This window comes from Actinokineospora inagensis DSM 44258 (assembly GCF_000482865.1).
GTDB classification, from domain to species: Bacteria; Actinomycetota; Actinomycetes; order Mycobacteriales; family Pseudonocardiaceae; genus Actinokineospora; species Actinokineospora inagensis.
In genome coordinates this window covers 52,728-70,416 of the sequence record NZ_KI519519.1, presented here as the reverse complement: position 1 = coordinate 70,416, position 17,689 = coordinate 52,728, and the positions used below count along the sequence as shown (strand labels likewise).

Sequence of the window (17,689 nt, the reverse complement as noted above, 5' to 3'; positions counted from 1 at the left end):
AACCCAACGCCGGTTCCGCCGCGTGAGTTCCCGCTGGGGACAGCCATCGCGGCCGCGCAGGAGCTGGGGCTGATGGTGGTCGCCACCAGCCCCGCGCTCCTCGCGATCGTCCCGGCGTCGCCGTGCAGGCCATGGTCACCGAGCAGGCGGTGCTGATGATCGCGAGCACCGCACCTAGTGCTGGATCGGGATGGGGCTCATCACCGATTGCAGCAGCAGGGCCTCGGCCAGCGTCATGTGTTCCAGTTCCGACTGGCTGACGCTCTCGTCGACGCCGTGGATGTTGGCCGTGGGTTCCTCGCAGCCCCACAGCACGATGTCCGCCTCGGGGTTCGCCTGCTGGAACGCGTTGACCAGCGGGATCGACCCGCCCTGACCGGCCTTCGCCACGGCCGTCGCGTGGTAGGACTCCAGCAGCGCCCGCTCGACCTCGCTGTGGTGCTCACCGGGGCTGGAGATGAACCCGGAGCCCTCGCCGACCCGCTTCACCTTGGGCTTGAGCCCCCACGGCGCGGCCGCGACCAGGTGCGCCTCCAGGGCCTGGAACGCGGCTTCCGGGTCCTGGTTGGGGGCCAGCCGCATGCTGAGCCGGGCGGTCGCTTTCGGACAGAGCACATTGGCCGATCCGATGACCAGCGGTAGCCCGCTCAGCCCGACCACGTTGATGGACGGCTTGCCGTAGATCAGCTTCTCGATGGTGCCGCTACCGATGAGGCTTGTCGTGGGCAGTACCCCGGCGTTCTTGCGGTAAGACGCCTCCGACACCGTCGGCCACCCGTGGTCGTAGTGGCTAAGACCGTCGATGGCCACGTCGCCTGTCTTGGGGTCTTGCAGCGTGGCGAGCATCTGCACCAAGGCCATGAACGCGTCCGGTGCCGGACCGCCGTACATGCCGCTGTGCACCTTGCCCTTGAGGGTCTCCACCACGACGTCCGCGGTGACGATCCCGCGCAGCGTCTCGGTGAGCGTGGGAGCGCCCCGCTCGATGTTGCCGGTGTCGGCGATGATGATCAGGTCCGCCTTGAACCGGGGGTCGTCCGGGTTCGCCGCGATGTACTGCTCCAGCTTGCTGCCGCCGGTCTCCTCCTCGCCCTCGACGATCAGCTTGAGGTTCAGCGGCAGCTTGCCGCGGTTGCCCAGCAGCGCCTTGATCGCGCCGAGGTGCATGACCACACCGGACTTGTCGTCGGCCGCGCCCCGCCCGTAGAGCCGCATGTCGTGGTTCTCGTCCATGCGCTCGGTCGGCTCGAACGGCTTGGTCGACCACAGCCGCTCGTCGGCGGGCTGCACGTCGTAGTGCGCGTAGAGCAGGACGGTGGTGACCCCCGGGTGCGCGGCCTCGTTGGCCAGCACCATCGGTGCGGACCGGTCCGCGCCCTCGCCGATCGTCTCCACCTTCGCCGAGGTGATACCCGCCTTCTGGAACAGCCCGGCGATGGTCTGCGCGGTGACCGCCAGTTGCGGCTGCGGGTTGGCGGCCACCGAGCGGTCCCGGACCAGGTCGGACAGCGTGTTCCAGAGCTCGGGCAGCAGCCGGTGGACCCGGTCGCGGACCTGGTCCTCGGGCAGCACCATCGTCATCGGGGAGTCGGGAGGCATGTGTCCGCTCCAATCGCCGTGTTCCGGGCAGGCTGATGCGTGCCCGCACCGCCACCACAGCACGCGAGGCGGCCGGCGGAAACCGGTGTGACCTGATCAGGCGACACGCCGGGTCCTCACCCGAACAGGTGGCACGAAAAGTTCAGGTGTCCACCGCGGTCGCCGATGTGGAAGCCGTTGAAGCTGGACCGTCCGCGGCGGACCAGCCGCTGACGTGGGCGGGCGACCCGTTCGCGCCGGTGTGGCACCCGCGGGTTCACAACACGAAGGGCGCGCAGGCTATGACCCAGTCCACCACCGCAGACCCGGTACCGGTCGCGGGCCGAGCGGGCGTGCGAGGGGTGTTCGCCAACCGCTCGCTCACCTCGAAGATCCTCTCCGTCGTCGTGTTCTCGACGCTGGTCACGATCGCTGTCGGTCTTGTCGGCGTGTTCGCGCTGAACTCCGCCGCGGACGCCACCAAGCGCATCGACAACAACGTGGCCGCGCTGAACGACCTGAACGCGCTGAACGCCAACGGCTCCGGCGGTACCCTGTACATGCTGCTGGCCGCCGCGATCGGCAACCCCACCGACGCGGGGACGATCCTGGCCGAGGCGAACAAGAAGATCGACGCCTCGTTCGCGTCGTACAAGAGCTACCAGTCGCGCGGTACCTTCGACCAGAAGCTGATCGACGAGTGGAACGCGGCCAGCGCGGCCTTCGGCGAGGTCCTCGGCAAGGAGGTCATCCCGGCCGCCACCGCGGGCACCACCGCCGGTGTCCAGGCGTTCTACAAGGACGGCCTGCCGCAGCTCGTCAAGTTCAACGAGGTCTCCGCCCGCATGCTCGACGCCGAGCGCCAGCTCACCCTGGGTGAGATCGAGTCGGTCAGCACCGAGCGCGACCGCAGCATCACCCTCGCCATCATCCTGCTCACCGTCGGCACGATCATCTCGGTCGGGGTCGGTCTGCTGATCACCCGCTCGATCACCAAGCCGATGCGCGGCCTGTCCGCCGCCCTCGAGGCCGTCGCGGACGGCGACCTCACCCAGCGCGTCGACGTCCACTCCAAGGACGAGGTCGGCCGGATGGCCACCGCGCTCAACAAGGCGACCGACGGCACCCGCGAGATCGTCAGCACCATCTCCCGCGGCGTGACCTCGCTGAAGGCGTCCACCCAGCAGATGAACGACATGTCGCACCAGGTCACCGCGTCCGCCGAGGAGACCTCCGCGCAGGCCGGTGTCGTGACCGCCGCCGCCGACCAGGTGGCGAAGAACGTGCAGACCGTCGCGACCGGCGCGGACGAGATGTCCGCGTCGATCAAGGAGATCGCGCAGTCGGCCAACGAGGCCGCGGGGGTGGCGGGTCAGGCCGTGTCGGTGGCCGCGGCCACCAACGGCACGGTGGCGAAGCTGGGCGAGTCGTCGATGGAGATCGGCAACGTCGTCAAGGTCATCACCTCGATCGCCGAGCAGACCAACCTGCTCGCCCTCAACGCCACCATCGAGGCCGCTCGGGCGGGTGACGCGGGCAAGGGCTTCGCGGTCGTCGCGAACGAGGTCAAGGACCTCGCCCAGGAGACCGCCAAGGCGACCGAGGACATCTCGCGCCGGGTGGAGATGATCCAGGCCGACACGGCCAACGCGGTGAACGCGATCGACGAGATCTCCGAGATCATCGGCCGGATCAACGACTTCCAGCTCACCATCGCCTCGGCGGTGGAGGAGCAGACCGCGACCACCACGGAGATGAACCGCAACGTCGGTGAGGCCTCCGCCGGTGTCTCCGAGATCGCCGCCAACATCGGTGGCGTCGCGGAGAGCGCGGGCAACACCACCGGCACCGTCACCCGGACCACCGAGGTCCTCGACGACCTCGCCCGGCTCTCGGCCGAGCTGCAGAGCCAGGTCAGCCGCTTCAACCTCTGACCTGTCCGTTCCCCGAACCGCCCGAGCGGCCGGACCCCCGTGGTCCGGCCGCTCGGGCCGTTCTCGGCGGTAGAGTCCCCGGATGCGCGAGATCGTGTTGCACCAGACCGTGTCGCTCGACGGGTTCTTCGAGGGGCCGGGCGGTGACATCAGTTGGCACGAGGTGGACGACGAGTTGCACTCGTACATCAACTCCCGGCTGGCCGTGATGGGCGGGTTCCTCTCCGGCCGGGTCACCCACCAGTTGATGGTCGACTACTGGCCGACGGCCGACGAGGACCCGGACGCGCCCGCGCCGATCGCCGAGTTCGCCCGGATCTGGCGGGACATGCCGAAGTTCGTGTTCTCCAGGACGCTGACCTCGGCGGGCTGGAACACGACGATCATGCGGGACGTGCTGCCCGCCGAGATCGAGGTGCTCAAGGCGGCGCCGGGCGGTGACCTCGTGCTCAGTGGCGCGGTCCTGGCCGAGACGTTCCTGCGGTACGGGCTGGTCGACCAGGTGCTGCTGTACGTGAGCCCGGTGGTCCTGGGTGCCGGGCGGAGCCTGTTCCCCGGCAACGGCTTCCGGCTGCCGCTGCGGCTGGCCGAGACGAAGGCGTTCGACAACGGCACCGTCATGCTGCGCTACCACGTCTGACGTGGCCCTTTGGTGGATGGTGGCGGGCGCGTCCGCGCCGGCGGTGGGAAGGTGGGGGAGACCGGCGGGAGGGGCCTGAGCTAGCGGGGTGGTGTGGCTGTGCGTGGTGACCTGGTCTTGGTGACCGGCGGGTCGGGGTTCCTCGGCGCGCACGCGATCGTCCAGTTGCTCGACTCGGGGTACCGGGTGCGCACCACGGTCCGGTCGCTCGGCCGCGCCGACCTGGTGCGGGCCATGGTCCGGGCAGGCGGGGTCGACCCGGACGTGGTCGACGAGCACCTGTCGATCACCCTGGCCGACCTGCTGGCCGACGAGGGTTGGCGCGCGGCGGTCGAGGGCTGCGCGTACGTGCTGCACGTGGCCTCGCCGTTCCCGCCGAAGGCCCCGAAGCACGAGGACGACCTGATCGTGCCCGCGCGGGAGGGGGCGCTGCGCGTGTTGCGGGCGGCGCGGGACGGCGGCGTCCGCCGGGTCGTGCTGACCTCGTCGTTCGCGGCGGTGGGGTACGGGTACCCGCAGACCGACCGGACGTACACCGAGGAGACCTGGACCGATCTGACCGGGCCAGGGATCACGCCGTACGTGAAGTCCAAGACGCTGGCGGAACGGGCGGCCTGGGACTTCGTCGAGCACGACGGCGGTGCCCTTGAGCTCGCGGTCATCAACCCGGTGGGGATCTTCGGGCCGGTGCTGAGCGCCGACTACGCCGGTTCCATCGATCTCATCCGGCGCTTGCTCGACGGGGAGCTGCCCGGGATGCCGCAGTTGTCGACGTCCCTGGTGGACGTGCGGGACGTGGCCGACCTGCACGTGCGGGCCATGGTCGACCCGAACGCGGCGGGGCAGCGGTTCCTGGCGGTGGCAGGCGACTACCTGACGATGCCGCAACTGGCCGCTGTGCTGCGGGAACGCCTGGGTCAGGCGGCCGCCCGGGTGCCGACCAGGGCACTGCCGAACTGGCTGGTGCGGGTCTCGGCGGTGCTGCACAAGCCGCTGCGGCCGATGGTCCCGCTGCTGGGCAAGCACCGGCGGGCGTCGCACGACAAGGCCGTCCGGCTGCTGGGGTGGCACCCACGCCCGAACGAGGACGTCATCGTCGACACGGCGCGGAGCCTGATCGACCTGGGGTTGCTGCGCGAACCCGAGCCGGTCACATCAGGTCGGAGTTGACCTGGTCCACCGTTGTGCGGCCGGGGATGGCTGCGAGCAGGTCTTGCGTGTACTGCTCGCGGGGGCTTTCGAGTACGTCGTCGGCCGGTCCGTGTTCGACGACGCGGCCGTTGTGCATGACGGCGACGTGGTCGGCGATCTCGCGGACGACGGCCAGGTCGTGCGTGATGAACAGGTACGTCAAGCCCAACTCCTCTTGGAGCCGTACCAGCAGCCGCAGGATCTGAGCCTGCACGGACACGTCCAGCGCGGACACCGGCTCGTCACAGACCAGTAGATCGGGGTGCAGGGCGAGGGCGCGAGCGATCGCCGCGCGTTGGCGTTGACCACCGGAGAGCTCGGCAGGCTTGCGGGCGAGGGTGTCAGCGGGGAGGGCGACCTGGTCGAGTAGCTCCACTGCACGGGCTCGACGGTCGCGTTTGGTGCCGACGTTGAAGGCTCGGAGTGGTTCCGTGATGACGTCTTCGATGGTGAAGCGCGGGTTCAGTGAGGCGTAAGGGTTCTGGTAGATGAGTTGGAAGCGCCTACGGAGGCGGCGTAGCTCCTCACGGGTGAGGTCGGTGATGTCGTTGCCGTCGAAGGTGACTGTGCCGTCGTCGGGCGTTTCCAGGCCCACGACCATACGGGCCGTGGTGGTCTTACCGGAGCCGGATTCCCCTACCAGGGCCAGAGTCGTGCCCCGGGTAAGAGCGAAGGAGACGTCGTCGACCACCCTGGTGCGACCGTCGAAGGACTTGGACACGCTGTTGACGGTTAAGAGGACGTCTGTGCCTTGTCGGCGAGGTCGTAGTGGTTCGCGGGTGAGGCTGGGAGCGGCGGACAGCAACTCGCGCGTGTACGTGTGGGTTGGCGCGGCGAGGATTTCCTTGGTGGGGCCGGATTCGACGATCTGACCCTGGGACATCACGACAATGCGGGACGCGCGGTCGGCGGCGACGCCGAGATCGTGTGTGATCAGCAGGATCGCGGTCGTCGACTCGCCCGCGAGGTGCGCGAGGTGGTCCAGGATCTCGCGTTGCACGGTCACGTCGAGCGCGGATGTCGGCTCGTCGGCGATGATCAGCCTGGGCCTGCCCGCCAGCGCGATCGCGATCAGCACCCGCTGCCGCAGACCACCGGACAGTTCGTGCGGGTACTGGCGTGCCCGTCGCTCCGGTTCGCTGATCCCCGCGCGCCGCAACAACTCCACGGCCTGGCTCGCGGCGGCTCGCCGACCGGCCAACCGGTGTACGAGCAGCACCTCGGCCACCTGGTCACCGACGCGCCGCACCGGGTCCAGGGACACCGTGGGGTCTTGCGGGATCAATGCGATGTCCGTGCCGCGTACCCGCTGCCACTGCCGGTCGGTTAGCCCGGTCAGGTCCCGTCCGGCGAAGGTGATGCTGCCTGTCGCAATACGTCCACCGCGCGGTAAGAGGCCGATCGCGGCGTGGGCTGTTGTGCTTTTACCGGAGCCGGATTCCCCTACCACCGCGACGATCTCGCCGGGGCTAACGGTCAGGCTTACGTCACGCACGGCGGGCACCAGGCCGGAGCGGGTGTGGTAGTTCACCGCGAGACCCTGGATCTCCAGTAACGCGTTCACTCCGGGGTCCGTTCGTTGTCCAGGGCGCGGGAGATGCGGTTGGTCGCGAGCACCACGGCGGCGACGGTGAGACCGGGGAACGTGGTCATCCACCACGCGGTCGCGAGGAAGTTGCGGCCACCCGCGACCAGCGAGCCCCACTCGGGGGTCGGCGGCGTCGCGCCGTAACCGAGGAAGCTCAGCGCGGAGACCTCCAACACCGCGGTACCGAAGGTCAGCGTGGCCAGCACGAGCACGGGGCCGACCGCGTTCGGCAGCACGTGCCGGGTGAGCACACCGCTCCAGCGCACCCCGGACGCGCGTGCTGCCTCCACGTAGGCGCCGGTGCGCACACGCAGGACCTCGGCGCGCGTGAGCCGCGCGAAAGTGGCCACGTTCGCCACTCCGACCGCGATGGCGACGTTGGTCGTGCCGAACCCGAGCGCGGTGACCAGCGCCAAGGACAGCAGGATCGCGGGAACGGCCTGCAACACGTCGACCACGCGCATCACCAGCGAGTCGACCCAGCCGCCCCGGCTCCCGGCGAGCAGGCCCAACCCGGCCCCGATGACCAAGGCCACCAGGACAGCGAGCACGGTTGCCTGCAGGGACAGTGCTGACCCGTGCACGACCCGGGTGAACACATCGCGTCCGGTTTCATCGGTGCCGAACAGGTGTCGCGCGGACGGTCCCTGCAATCTTTCCGCCGGTACACCCGCGAGTGGGTCCTGGCCCGTGAACAGCGTTGGTGCTACCGCGCACAAGAGCACGAACGCCACTACCGCTACGGACAGCACCAAACCTGGGCGACGCAGGTAGAAGCTCATCTCTTGTCGCACCGCGATGCTAGACACGCGCCACCGTCCGCACCCGGGGGTCGAGGACCGGGTACAGCAGGTCCACGACCAGGTTGATGGTCACGAAGAACAACGCCGCCAGCACGATGACCGCCTGCACCACCGGGATGTCCTGGCTGCCGACCGCCGTCGCCGTGACCCGGCCGATACCGTCCCGGGAGAACACCGACTCGGTGACCACCGAGCCCGCCAGCAGGGTGCCCGTGACCACGCCGACCAGCGTCAGCGCGGGCAGCGCGGCATTGCGCAACGCGTGTCCGAAGTGGACTCTCGCGCGCGAGGCGCCCTTGGCGAGCACGATCTCGACGTACGGCTCCGAGAGCTGTGTTCGCAGGCTCTTGGCCAGCACCTGACCGATCACCGCGCCGGTCGGTAGGGCCAACGTCACCGCGGGCAGGACCAGCGACGCGAACCCGCTCGACCCCAACGCCGGTACCAGCCCCAACTGGAACGAGAACACCTGGATCAGCATCAACCCCACCCAGAACGTCGGGAGGGAGTTGCCGAGCGGGGGCAGCGTCGACAGCGCCTGGCTGAGCCACCGCGACCGGGTGTACGTGCTCAGCACCGCGACAGAGCCGCCGAAGAGGACCGCGAACAGCAGCCCGAGCCCGGCTATCGCCAACGTGGACGGCAACGCGTTCAGCACAAGGGAGGTGGCGTTCTCGCCAGTGGTGATGGAGCGCCCGAAGTCGCCGTGCAACGCGGCCAGCAACCGCTTGCCGTACTGCACGAGCAGCGGGTCGTCGAGCCCGTAGGCCGCGCGTTCCCTGGTCAGGTCGGCGGCCGACGCGGTAAGACCGCCCTCGGACGCGCCGAGCTTGGCCAGGACCGCGTCACCCGGTAGCAGGTACAGAATCACAAACGACACCGTGAACGCCGCCCACAGCACGACCACCGCTTGGAGCAGGCGGCGTGGCAGGCCAGTCATCCCGACACCCACGCGTCGAACAGCCGCATTCGCGAAGACCCCTCGAAGTCCACGTCGTGCGCCTTAGGCCCCAGACCCCACACCTGGGTCAGCTCGAACACCGGGATCGAGTAGGCCTGATCCAGGATGATCCGCTGGGCGTCGGCCACCGCGGGCTTGCGCACGACAGGGTCAACGGTCGCTGCTTGCTTGTCCAGCGCCGCGTCCAACGGATCGCCGGGGGTGAGCTTGCTGCGGTTGCCTGACTTCGTCGAGAACAGTTGGCGCAAGATGTCCGGATCAGACCGGGTCGTGTTGTACCAGAGGAAGTCGTAGTTGCCCGCCAGCGTCAAGGCCTGCGTTTCCGCCGTGGTGTGCAGCTCGATCTGCAGGTCGAAGCCAATCTTGCGCAGTTGCTGCTGTACGAGCTCCAGGACGCTCTGGTTCTGGTTGAACACTGCGGAGAACGCTACCTTCGCCGTTAAGCGCTGCCCGTTCTTCACGCGGATACCGTCTTGCCCCGGTGTCCAGTCTTGGTCCTCCAGCAGCTTCTTAGCCCCATCGGGGTCGTAGGCGAGCGACGCTGACAGGTCTGTGTACAACGGTGTCGCCGAGCCAAGGATGCTCGTGGCGGGCTTGTAGTTCTTCGTCAACACGGTGTCGGTGACCTCTTGCCGGTTGACACCCTTCTGCACCGCCTGCCGCACCTTCGCGTCGGTCAGTACGCCGCGCGTCACGTTGGCCTGCAGGTTGAAGACGATGCCCGGGTTGGCGCGCACCGGCTCGGTGAACCCGTTGCCCGCGAACTGCGGCTCGTCGACCGGCTGCACGTCGGTGATCGCGTCCAACTGGCCCGACCCCAGGCTGCCGGTCCGCACCCCCGGCTCGGGCACGATGCGGAACTCCACCCGGTCCAGGTACGCCGCACCCTGGTGCCGCCACAGGGGCGAACCCCAGGCGTACCCCTTGCGCTTGGTGAGCACGATCTGCTGGTTGGACTTGAAGCTCTCGAAGACGAACGGGCCGGACCCGACCAACCCGTCACCCTGGCAGCGCTGCTCCGGTGACTTCGCGTACGCGGCGGGAGCGAGGACGCCGAGCGACATCGTCGAGCTGGCCTGCAGGAACTGCGCGCTCGGCGCGGTGAAGTCGATCCGCACGGTGCTCGGGTCGACCACGGTGGAACCCTTGTACGCGGCCAGGTAGCCGGACCCGAGCTGGGCTTTCGCGCCGAGTGCCTTGATGCCGTCGAAGCTGGCCTTGACCGCGGCCGCGTCGACCGGTGTGCCGTCGGCGAACGTGGCGCCCTGGCGCAGGTGGAAGGTGAAGCCGGTCGAGTCGGGGGAGACGTCCCACTTCTCGGCCAGCCACGGGGTGATCGCGCCGGAGGTCGGGTCCTGGTCGGTCAGCGAGTCGACCAGTTGGCGGCCCACGTTGAGCCCGGCGTTGGTGCCGATCTGCTGCGGGTCCAGGCAGTCCGGGTTGGACGAGATGCCCAACCGCAGGGTGCCACCGGGGCGCGGCGGCCCGGCGGCACCGGGGTCCGCGGCGGTCGGCGTGCCGCAGGCGGCGAGCCCGAGCAGGGCGATCAGCCCGACGGCGCGGAGTGGACGTAAGGCGGGCCCGAACACGGATGGCCTCCAGCGGTACGACGGGCATCGGCCCTGCCACGCTAACCGCGCTCTCACGCACTGAATGGCGCTCCCACATCGCGGACGGTGCCGAACCCCGCCTTGACCGTGCTTCGCCTGCGTGGCAACCGGTTCACCGGGCGGGACACGGCCTCCCAGCATGTGGTCAACCGCAGGCCAGGGCCGCCCAGGCCAGCATCGCCGAGTCGACGACCCGGCCCAGCTCGGCCGCCGACGCCCCGTCCCTCGCCCGGATCGACATTCCATAAAGGACTGAAAGGTAGAAGTCGACCACGGTCGCCGGGTCGCCGGTGATCTCGCCGTCAGCGCGGGCCGTGGCGAGCCGGTCGACCAGCAGCACCCGGTCGGCCCGCCGGAACTCGGCCAGGAACTCGCGGATGGCCTCGTTGTCGGCGCTCAGGTTGGTCGCCGACAGCACGACCATGCAGCCCGGGGGAGTGGCCGGGTCGGCGTAACCGTCGCCGCGGTGGCGCAGCAACCGCTCGACGGCCTCGCGCGCGGTCGGCAGTTCGCAGTAGCGGCGGGTGTCGTCGAGCGTGGCGTAGAGCGCCACGGCCTCGCGGAACAGGGCCTCCTTGCAGCCGTAGGCCGTGTACAGGCTGCGCGTGCCGATGCCCATGGCGGCGGTGAGGTCGGCGATCGACACGCCCTCGTAGCCGCGCTCCCAGAACAGCCGCGTCGCGGTCCAGAGCGCGGCCTGGCGGTCGAACGCGCGTGGGCGACCCGGCCCCGGCATCGGCGCTCCCTTCGTGGTTGACAACGGCCATGGTACCGGTGTTGGGTATTTGTGTAACGTTCGATGCGGAATTAGGGGATGCTCAGATGGCACAGCACGGACCGCTCGCGGGCTCGGTCGCCTTCGTCACCGGCGGCAGCCGGGGGATCGGCGCGGCGATCGCCCGGCACCTGGCGCGAGCGGGCGCGGACGTCGCCCTGACCTACAACACCAACGCGGCACTGGCCGACGCGGTCGCCGACGAGATCACCGCTCTTGGGCGGCGCGCGCTCACCTTCAAGACCCCGACCGCCGACCGGGAGTCCGTCGCCACCGCCGTCACCTCCGCCGCGGGCGAACTCGGCGGCCTCGACATCTTGGTCAACAACGCCGGACTCGGCCGTGGCGGTCACATCGCCGACGTGACCGACGCCGACCTGGACGAACTCCTCGACGTCAACGTCCGTGCCGTGTTCATCGGCACCCGCGCGGCCCTCCCGGTGATGCGCGACGGCGGCCGCGTCATCACCATCGGCAGCAACCTCGCGGAGAAGGTCTTCCAGCCCGGTTACGCCCTCTATGCGATGACCAAGTCCGCTCTCCTCGGTTTCACCAAGGGTCTTGCCCACGATGTCGCCCCGCGCCGCATCACCGCGAACCTGGTCCAGCCGGGTTCCACCGACACGGACATGAACCCGGCCACCGGTCCGGCGGCGGAAGCGCAGAGGGGTCGTAGTGCACTGGGCTACTACGGGTCCGCGGACGACATCGCCGGCGCGGTTACATTCCTGGCAAGCCCGGCCGCCGGACACATCACCGGTACGACTCTTACCATCGACGGCGGCCAACTCGCCTGACCCGGGTGGCCCAGGAGTACTGGTGGGCGATTTCGTGCGCGACCGGCTGGGGCGTCCCGTGTGCGGACGGGGGTCACGCGGCGTTCACCTGGGGTCTCTAGCGTGCGGGCGATCGGGGGTGTCAGCGGAGAAGGGGAGAGGTATGCGGAGATCTCTGTCCATCGGCGCGTCCGTCGCCGTGGTCGGTGTGTGTGGCGCGCTGTTCGTCGCGCCCAGTTCGGCCGCGCCCGACCGCGGCGACCACGGGTTCGGACAAGCGAGCCTGACCGGGTTCGCGGCGCTGCCCGCCGAGACCTACGTGTCGGCGAGCGACCCGTCCGGCGCCGCGCTGGGGACGAGCCCGATCAACGGGATCGTGCCGCCGTTCGCCGATCAGCCCGTGCAGGGGTTCAGCGGCATCGTGCGCAACAGCGACGGCACGTACGACGTGTTGTCGGACAACGGGTACGGCACCAAGGCCAACAGCGCGGACTTCGTGCTGCGGATCCACCGGATCGCCCCGGACCTGCGGACCGGCGCGGTCGACGTGGTGGGCGGGATCAACCTGACCGACCCGAACCACAAGGCGCCGCAGCCGCTGACCCGGCCGGACCGGGTGCTCACCGGCGCGGACTTCGACGTCGAGTCGATCGTGCGGGCGGCGGACGGGACGTACTGGATCGGCGACGAGTTCGGTCCGTACCTGTTGCACTTCGACCGGGCGGGCCGGTTGTTGTCCGCGCCGGTGCAACTGCCCGGGGTGTTCGCGCCGGAGAACCCGGCGGGCACACCGAACCTGAACAGCAGCAAGGGGTTCGAGGGGTTGGCCATCTCCCCGGACCGCAAGACGCTCTATGGTCTGCTGGAGGGCACGGTCGCCGGTGACCCGGCGGGGGCCTTGCGGCTCAACGAGTTCGACGTGGCCTCCGGTAGCTTTACCGGCAAGCGTTGGTTCTACCAGCTCGACGCGCCGAGTAACTCCATCGGCGATCTTACGACGGTCGACCGCGATAGGTTCCTCGTCATCGAACGCGACGGGGGCCAGGGTGCCGACGCGAAGCTCAAGCGCGTGTACCTCATCGACAAGCGCGACCGTGACCACGACGGCAAGGTGGACAAGACGTTGGTGGCAGACCTGTTGAACCTGGCCAACCCGCGGCACCTGGGTGGGTTCGCGGACCCGTTCACCTTCCCGTTCCAGACCATCGAGGACATCGCCATCCTCGACGATCGCACCATCGCGGTCCTCAACGACAACAACTTCCCGTTCTCGTCAGGCCGTACGCCGGGCAAGCCGGACAACAACGAGTTCATCACCGTCCGGTTGACCGACCGCCTGCACGCGGACCCGCGCGTGTTGCCGTAAGAGGCCCGCACAGCACAGACGCCCCCCGTCCTCGTTGGGCGGGGGGCGTCCTGTGTGGAGGGTTACCGGCCCTGGGGTGCCTGCGTGACGTGGTAGCCGAGGGTGGAGAACATGCCGGTCAGCATCGACAGGGTGTTCTTCTCCGCCCGGTCGGTCAGCCCCGACTTCTGCGCGGCCTCGCTGATCTTCTTCTCCGCCGCGGTGTAGAACTCCCGCTGGTCCTCCGGGGCGCTGACCAGGGCGCTCAACTGGTCGAACAGGCCGCGGTCCTGCCGGTAGACGTAGCTGCGCTGGTTGTCCAGGTTCGGCTTGCCCAGTTGGGCCTTCGGCAGGCGCACCTGCACGGTCTTGTGCTGCTCGTCCACCGTGAGCGCGTTGTCCGCCAAGCCGCGGAAGTCGACGAACGCGTCGACGCTGCCCGCGGCCACGAACAGCGTGCGCTCACCGGCGATCTCCGCGGGCACGTAGCGCACGTCCTTCTCGATGTCGACCACGACCTGGTAGTCGCCCGCGGCGGCGTGGTACTCGCTCAGGTCGCGCACGGCCTGCAGCACGGCGGGCTGGCTGCGGTCGACCGTGTCGGTCCCCGGCGACTGGGGCAGCCACCCGGCCACGCCGATGCCTACCACTGCCGCCGCCACGACCAGCACGACGACGGCGAGGACGCCGATCCACTTCTTGCGCACAACTCTCACCCCACTCGGTATCACTGAAGAGGTGCCACCGGGCATCGGCGGTGAACCCGAACCGCGGCGGACCGCGCCGGATTGCGCCGTTCGGGCGAGTCGAATGGGCCGGGAACCCGACCCCCAATAGTCGCCTTGACGGTGGCTCACCTTTCCGGAAAGGTCACCGGGCGCACGTGTGGACGGCCGAGAAATCACCACTAGTGGTGGATACGTGCAGTGATGGCGATGCGGTGGGCAACGCCCATTCGAGGGTATTTCGGTGTTGTTCGCAGCACGGACAGCCGGGTCCGCCCGGTGGAAGTCACTTGACCGGGTGACGGCGGTAGGGGTGACCCCGGACCACCCCTTGCACCCCCGCCGTCGACTCCGTCGACCCAGCTCAGGGCACTGTCCGGCCCACCGGAAAGGTCGGAGCACGCGATTCCAGCAATGGGAGTAGATCCCGTTCATTCCGCTGGGAAAGGGCTAAGTCGAGCGCCATTCAAGGGGGGTGGCAAGGGTGATTTCCCGACATCCCGGCGTTGTTGACGGGTGGTTAGGGCCATGCCACCATGTGCTGCGATGGCTTGGGGGATCACCGGCTCTGATCTTCAGTTGGGGGATTGAATGACCAGTGGGATGTTGTCGTGCCGTCGTGGTGGTGCCTTACCCGTGGCGGCCAGGGGGGAACGCGCCGAAGACCTCGTCCACGCCGCCCGGCAGCACGTGGCGGTGGTCTGGCGCGACGGGGTGTTGCCGCTGACGCCGCGGGCGACCGTGGCGCTGCTGGCCGGGGTCGCCGGGCGCGGCGCGTCGGTCCAGGTGTTGTGCGCGCGGGAGAACGTGTGCGCGGCCGGTGAGCTGAGCATGGTCGAACTGGCCCAGCCCACCGTCGAGGTCCAAGTGGTCCCGCGCGCGATGCCGGACGTGATCATCGTGGACCACCGCGCGGTCGTCTTCCCACCCGGTCTGACCGACGACGTGGCGCCGACCGTGCTGCGGCACAGCGGGGTGGTCGCGGCGGTCCGCGAACTGTTCACGCTCGGCTGGCAGGCGGCGCTCTCGCGCTACCAGGGACCGCTGGACGGGATCACCGGGGCCGAGCTGCAGCAGGAGATCCTGACCCTGCTCGGCCGCGGCCACACCGACGACACGGCCGCGCGCAAGCTGGGCATCTCGGTGCGCACGTACCGGCGGCACGTGGCGGCGATCATGCGTGACCTCGGCGCGGACTCCCGGTTCCAGGCCGGGATGCTCGCGCAGGAACGCGGCCTGGTCTGACCGGTGGTCCTGTCCGGTTAGGGGGGTCGCGGTGGCCTAGGGGTAGCCGCCGACCGCCCTACCTGGCGGTGATTCCCTGTGGCAGTCGGAACAGTCCGTGTGGGTCGTAGGCCCGCTTGACCCGGGTCAACCGTGGGTAGTTGCGGCCGTAGTAGGCGTTGCGCCAATCGGGGAGGGCCGGATCGGGGTAGTTGAGGTAGGTGTGGCCGTTGGAGTGGGGGTCGACGGCGGCGAAACCCGCGTCGACCCAGGCCGTGGCGAGGGCGACTTCCTCGGCATTGGGGTCTGCGACGGTGAGGCCCACCGAGTAGACGCTGAAGAAGCTCGTGTCGCGGTGCGGGTAGGCGGTGGCGTCGACCGGGATCGCGTTGGCGTTCTTGCCCAACGCCAGGAAACCGAGCCAGCGGTACTGGCCCGCGCGGCGGTCGGCGTTGAACGCGGTCAACGCGGCGTCGATACCAGAGGACGGCCAGACGTCGGTGAACATCCGGCTGCGGTGGTGGATGTACTGCTGCCGGGGCAGGGTCGCCTCGGGGTTGTGCTGCACCAGGTCGCACTGGGCCGAGGTCTTGTCGGCGCAGCCCCACAGGCGCATCAGGGCCTGGTCATAGCGGATGTCCTCGACGCGCCGGGCCAGCGGCGCGGTGCCGACGGCGGCGACGAACTCGTCGACGGCGGCCTGCGCCTGGGCGAGGGTGCCGAAGTGCGCGCCGGAGGCGACGGTGATCGGCGCCTTGTCCGGGGCGGCGTCGTTGAGCAGCACGCCCATGCCGGAGGTCAGCTCGGCGGGCTGCGCGGCGATCCAGGCCTGCCACGCGGCGATCACCTTCGGCGCGAGGTCCCACGGCCAGCTCAGGCTGAACGACGCCACCCGGGTCACCGGGGCGGGGCGCAGTTCGAACTCCGTTACCACGCCGAAGTTCCCGCCACCACCGCCACGCACCGCCCACAGCAGATCGGGGTCGTCCCGGTGGCTCGCGCGCACGACCCGGCCGTCGGCCAAGACGACCCGCGCGGCCGTCACCTGGTCGCTGGCGGGGCCGTGCAGCCGGGTCTGCCAGCCGAGGCCGCCACCGGAGATGAAGCCGCCCTGCGCGACCGTCGGGCAGAGACCGGACGGGGTGGACAGGCCGTACGGGTTGAGCGCGACGCTGACGTCGACCGCCGTGGCACCCGCGCCGACCCGGACCGAGTGCGGGCTGACGACGGTGACCGAGTCCAGCCGGGACACGTCGACCACCAGGCCGGGACCCGAGGACCAGCCGAGGAAGCTGTGCCCACCGCTGCGCACCGCGAACTCGACGCCCTCGTGCGCGGCGAACCGCAGGCACTCACCGACATCGCGCGGCGAACCGCAGTAGGCGACGGCGGCCGGGTTGAGCGAGTCGAACTGCGCGGCGGCCAGCCGTTTCGCCACCGGGTAACCCGGATCTGTTGGCAGCACGAGGGATCCGCCCAACCGGCGGCGCAGCCGGTCCCAGCTCGCCGGGCTCGCCTGGGCGGCGGCGGGCAGTCCGACCGCGATGGCGGCGACGCCGGAGGCGCGCAGGAACAGCCTTCGGGACACTCTTCCGGACAGCACTGACAGCCCCCCAGATGCCGTGAACAGGTGCGGGAGTCGCCGGGCCGGACCGGCCACGGTGGACTTCGGCCCGGTCGCGTCCGCGACGAGGAAGCCTGGGGGCCTGCGGTGATTCGCGCGGCTCAGGGTCGCGGCCCGTGGCTCGACTCGGTGTCCGCGCCGGGATGCTGATCCCGCTGTCGACCGCGCCGTGTACTCAACCGCGCCGTGTACTCAACCGCGCTGAGTATTCGACCGTGCTGTGTACTCGACCGAGCAGTGCGGTGGCGGGTCCGGATTCTGGCCGGCGGGGTGACCGGGTGCGGGTCACCGGCCGGCGGACCGGCCGGTGACGGGGGTGGTCAGGCCCTGGTGGCGGTCAGCCCTGCGGCTGCGGGGTGTACTGCCCCGGGGCCTTGCGCTGGGTGACGCCGGTGCGGTTCCAGGCGTTGATGAGCGTGGCGGCCATGATGACCTTGGCCAGGGTCGCCTCGTCGAAGACCTTGGCGGCCTCGGCGTAGACGTCGTCGGGGACGTGGCTGGTGGCCACGTTGGTGATGGCCTCGGTGAGCGCCAGGGCGGCGCGCTCCTCCGGGGTGTAGAAGTCGGCCTCGCGCCAGGCGTCGAGCAGCAGCAGGCGCTGGGTGGTCTCGCCCGCGGCGAGCGCGTCCAGCGTGTGCATGTCCAGGCAGAAGGCGCAGCCGTTGATCTGCGAGCCGCGGGTGAAGATCAGTTGGATGATCTTCGGGTCGAGCCCGGATTCGACCACCGCGGAGTGGAAGGCGAACAGTGCCCGGTAGCCCTCGGGCCAGGCCTTGCCCAGGTTGATGCGAGCCTCGGTCATGGGCAAAAACTACCGGATCGAGCCCTGGTTGGTTTTCCGGGTGACAGGAAGCTGTCAGAGCCGCTGGGCGGTGGCCGCGGTCCCCGACCATGGACCCGGCTGACCTGGGCTGG

The 17,689-nt window shown here is 69.6% G+C and carries 15 protein-coding genes; 6 read left to right on the top strand and 9 right to left on the bottom strand.

What is annotated here, in order from left to right; translation table 11 throughout:
- Window positions 1-174: 174 nt before the first annotated feature.
- On the bottom strand, window positions 175-1,599 hold the full coding sequence (locus H504_RS0130815; protein WP_084468445.1) for a M20/M25/M40 family metallo-hydrolase: 1,425 nt from the start codon (window positions 1,597-1,599) through the stop codon (window positions 175-177).
- Window positions 1,600-1,745: 146 nt separating this feature from the next.
- Here H504_RS0130815 and H504_RS0130810 point away from each other — a divergent pair, with 146 nt between their 5' ends.
- The 3 genes from H504_RS0130810 to H504_RS43760 all read left to right on the top strand — a co-directional run bounded on the left by H504_RS0130810 (window position 1,746) and on the right by H504_RS43760 (window position 5,322).
- Window positions 1,746-3,512, top strand: coding sequence for a methyl-accepting chemotaxis protein (locus tag H504_RS0130810; protein ID WP_245614523.1), 1,767 nt, complete (start codon window positions 1,746-1,748; stop codon window positions 3,510-3,512).
- Window positions 3,513-3,594: 82 nt separating this feature from the next.
- A complete protein-coding gene (locus tag H504_RS0130805; RefSeq protein WP_026425946.1) occupies window positions 3,595-4,152 on the top strand; it encodes a dihydrofolate reductase family protein in 558 nt (185 codons plus the stop codon).
- 93 nt (window positions 4,153-4,245) lie between these two features.
- Entirely contained in the window at window positions 4,246-5,322 is a 1,077-nt protein-coding gene (locus tag H504_RS43760) for an SDR family oxidoreductase (RefSeq protein WP_281173680.1), read from the top strand.
- Here H504_RS43760 and H504_RS0130795 read toward each other — a convergent pair.
- From H504_RS0130795 to H504_RS0130775, 5 genes are all read right to left on the bottom strand, one after another.
- A complete protein-coding gene (locus H504_RS0130795) occupies window positions 5,303-6,907 on the bottom strand; it encodes a dipeptide ABC transporter ATP-binding protein (protein ID WP_026425944.1) in 1,605 nt (534 codons plus the stop codon). The two genes, H504_RS43760 and H504_RS0130795, sit on opposite strands and share 20 nt — an antisense overlap.
- Window positions 6,904-7,713 carry an ABC transporter permease gene (locus H504_RS0130790; protein WP_026425943.1) on the bottom strand — a complete coding sequence of 270 codons (810 nt, stop codon included), beginning with the start codon at window positions 7,711-7,713 and terminating at the stop codon, window positions 6,904-6,906. The genes H504_RS0130795 and H504_RS0130790 overlap by 4 nt, the downstream gene beginning before the upstream one ends.
- A 19-nt stretch (window positions 7,714-7,732) precedes the next feature.
- Entirely contained in the window at window positions 7,733-8,674 is a 942-nt protein-coding gene (locus H504_RS0130785) for an ABC transporter permease (protein ID WP_026425942.1), read from the bottom strand.
- Window positions 8,671-10,284 (bottom strand): ABC transporter substrate-binding protein, encoded by a 1,614-nt coding sequence (locus H504_RS0130780; RefSeq protein WP_051386435.1) that lies wholly within the window; start codon window positions 10,282-10,284, stop codon window positions 8,671-8,673. Before H504_RS0130780 ends, H504_RS0130785 begins: the two co-directional genes overlap by 4 nt.
- A gap of 166 nt (window positions 10,285-10,450) precedes the next feature.
- Entirely contained in the window at window positions 10,451-11,041 is a 591-nt protein-coding gene (locus H504_RS0130775) for a TetR/AcrR family transcriptional regulator (protein WP_026425940.1), read from the bottom strand.
- 86 nt (window positions 11,042-11,127) lie between these two features.
- Between H504_RS0130775 and H504_RS0130770 the strand changes: the two genes are divergently transcribed.
- Both H504_RS0130770 and H504_RS0130765 read left to right on the top strand, forming a co-directional pair.
- Window positions 11,128-11,877, top strand: a complete 750-nt coding sequence (locus H504_RS0130770; protein ID WP_026425939.1) for an SDR family NAD(P)-dependent oxidoreductase — start codon at window positions 11,128-11,130, stop codon at window positions 11,875-11,877.
- A 142-nt stretch (window positions 11,878-12,019) separates the two neighbouring features.
- Window positions 12,020-13,222 carry an esterase-like activity of phytase family protein gene (locus H504_RS0130765; RefSeq protein WP_026425938.1) on the top strand — a complete coding sequence of 401 codons (1,203 nt, stop codon included), beginning with the start codon at window positions 12,020-12,022 and terminating at the stop codon, window positions 13,220-13,222.
- Between the two features lie 62 nt (window positions 13,223-13,284).
- Here H504_RS0130765 and H504_RS0130760 read toward each other — a convergent pair whose 3' ends face one another.
- The gene (locus tag H504_RS0130760; RefSeq protein WP_026425937.1) at window positions 13,285-13,908 is read right to left on the bottom strand and encodes a DUF4230 domain-containing protein; all 624 of its coding nucleotides are present in this window, start codon (window positions 13,906-13,908) and stop codon (window positions 13,285-13,287) included.
- A gap of 654 nt (window positions 13,909-14,562) precedes the next feature.
- Here H504_RS0130760 and H504_RS39165 point away from each other — a divergent pair.
- Window positions 14,563-15,171, top strand: a complete 609-nt coding sequence (locus tag H504_RS39165) for a response regulator transcription factor (RefSeq protein ID WP_051386433.1) — start codon at window positions 14,563-14,565, stop codon at window positions 15,169-15,171.
- A gap of 58 nt (window positions 15,172-15,229) precedes the next feature.
- Here the strand turns inward: H504_RS39165 and H504_RS0130750 are convergent, their stop codons facing one another.
- Together H504_RS0130750 and H504_RS0130745 are read right to left on the bottom strand one after the other, a co-directional pair.
- Entirely contained in the window at window positions 15,230-16,738 is a 1,509-nt protein-coding gene (locus tag H504_RS0130750; protein WP_035307024.1) for an FAD-binding oxidoreductase, read from the bottom strand.
- Window positions 16,739-17,111: 373 nt separating this feature from the next.
- Window positions 17,112-17,576: a carboxymuconolactone decarboxylase family protein gene (locus H504_RS0130745; RefSeq protein WP_026425935.1), complete on the bottom strand. Its 465-nt coding sequence runs from the start codon at window positions 17,574-17,576 to the stop codon at window positions 17,112-17,114.
- Window positions 17,577-17,689 lie beyond the last annotated feature (113 nt).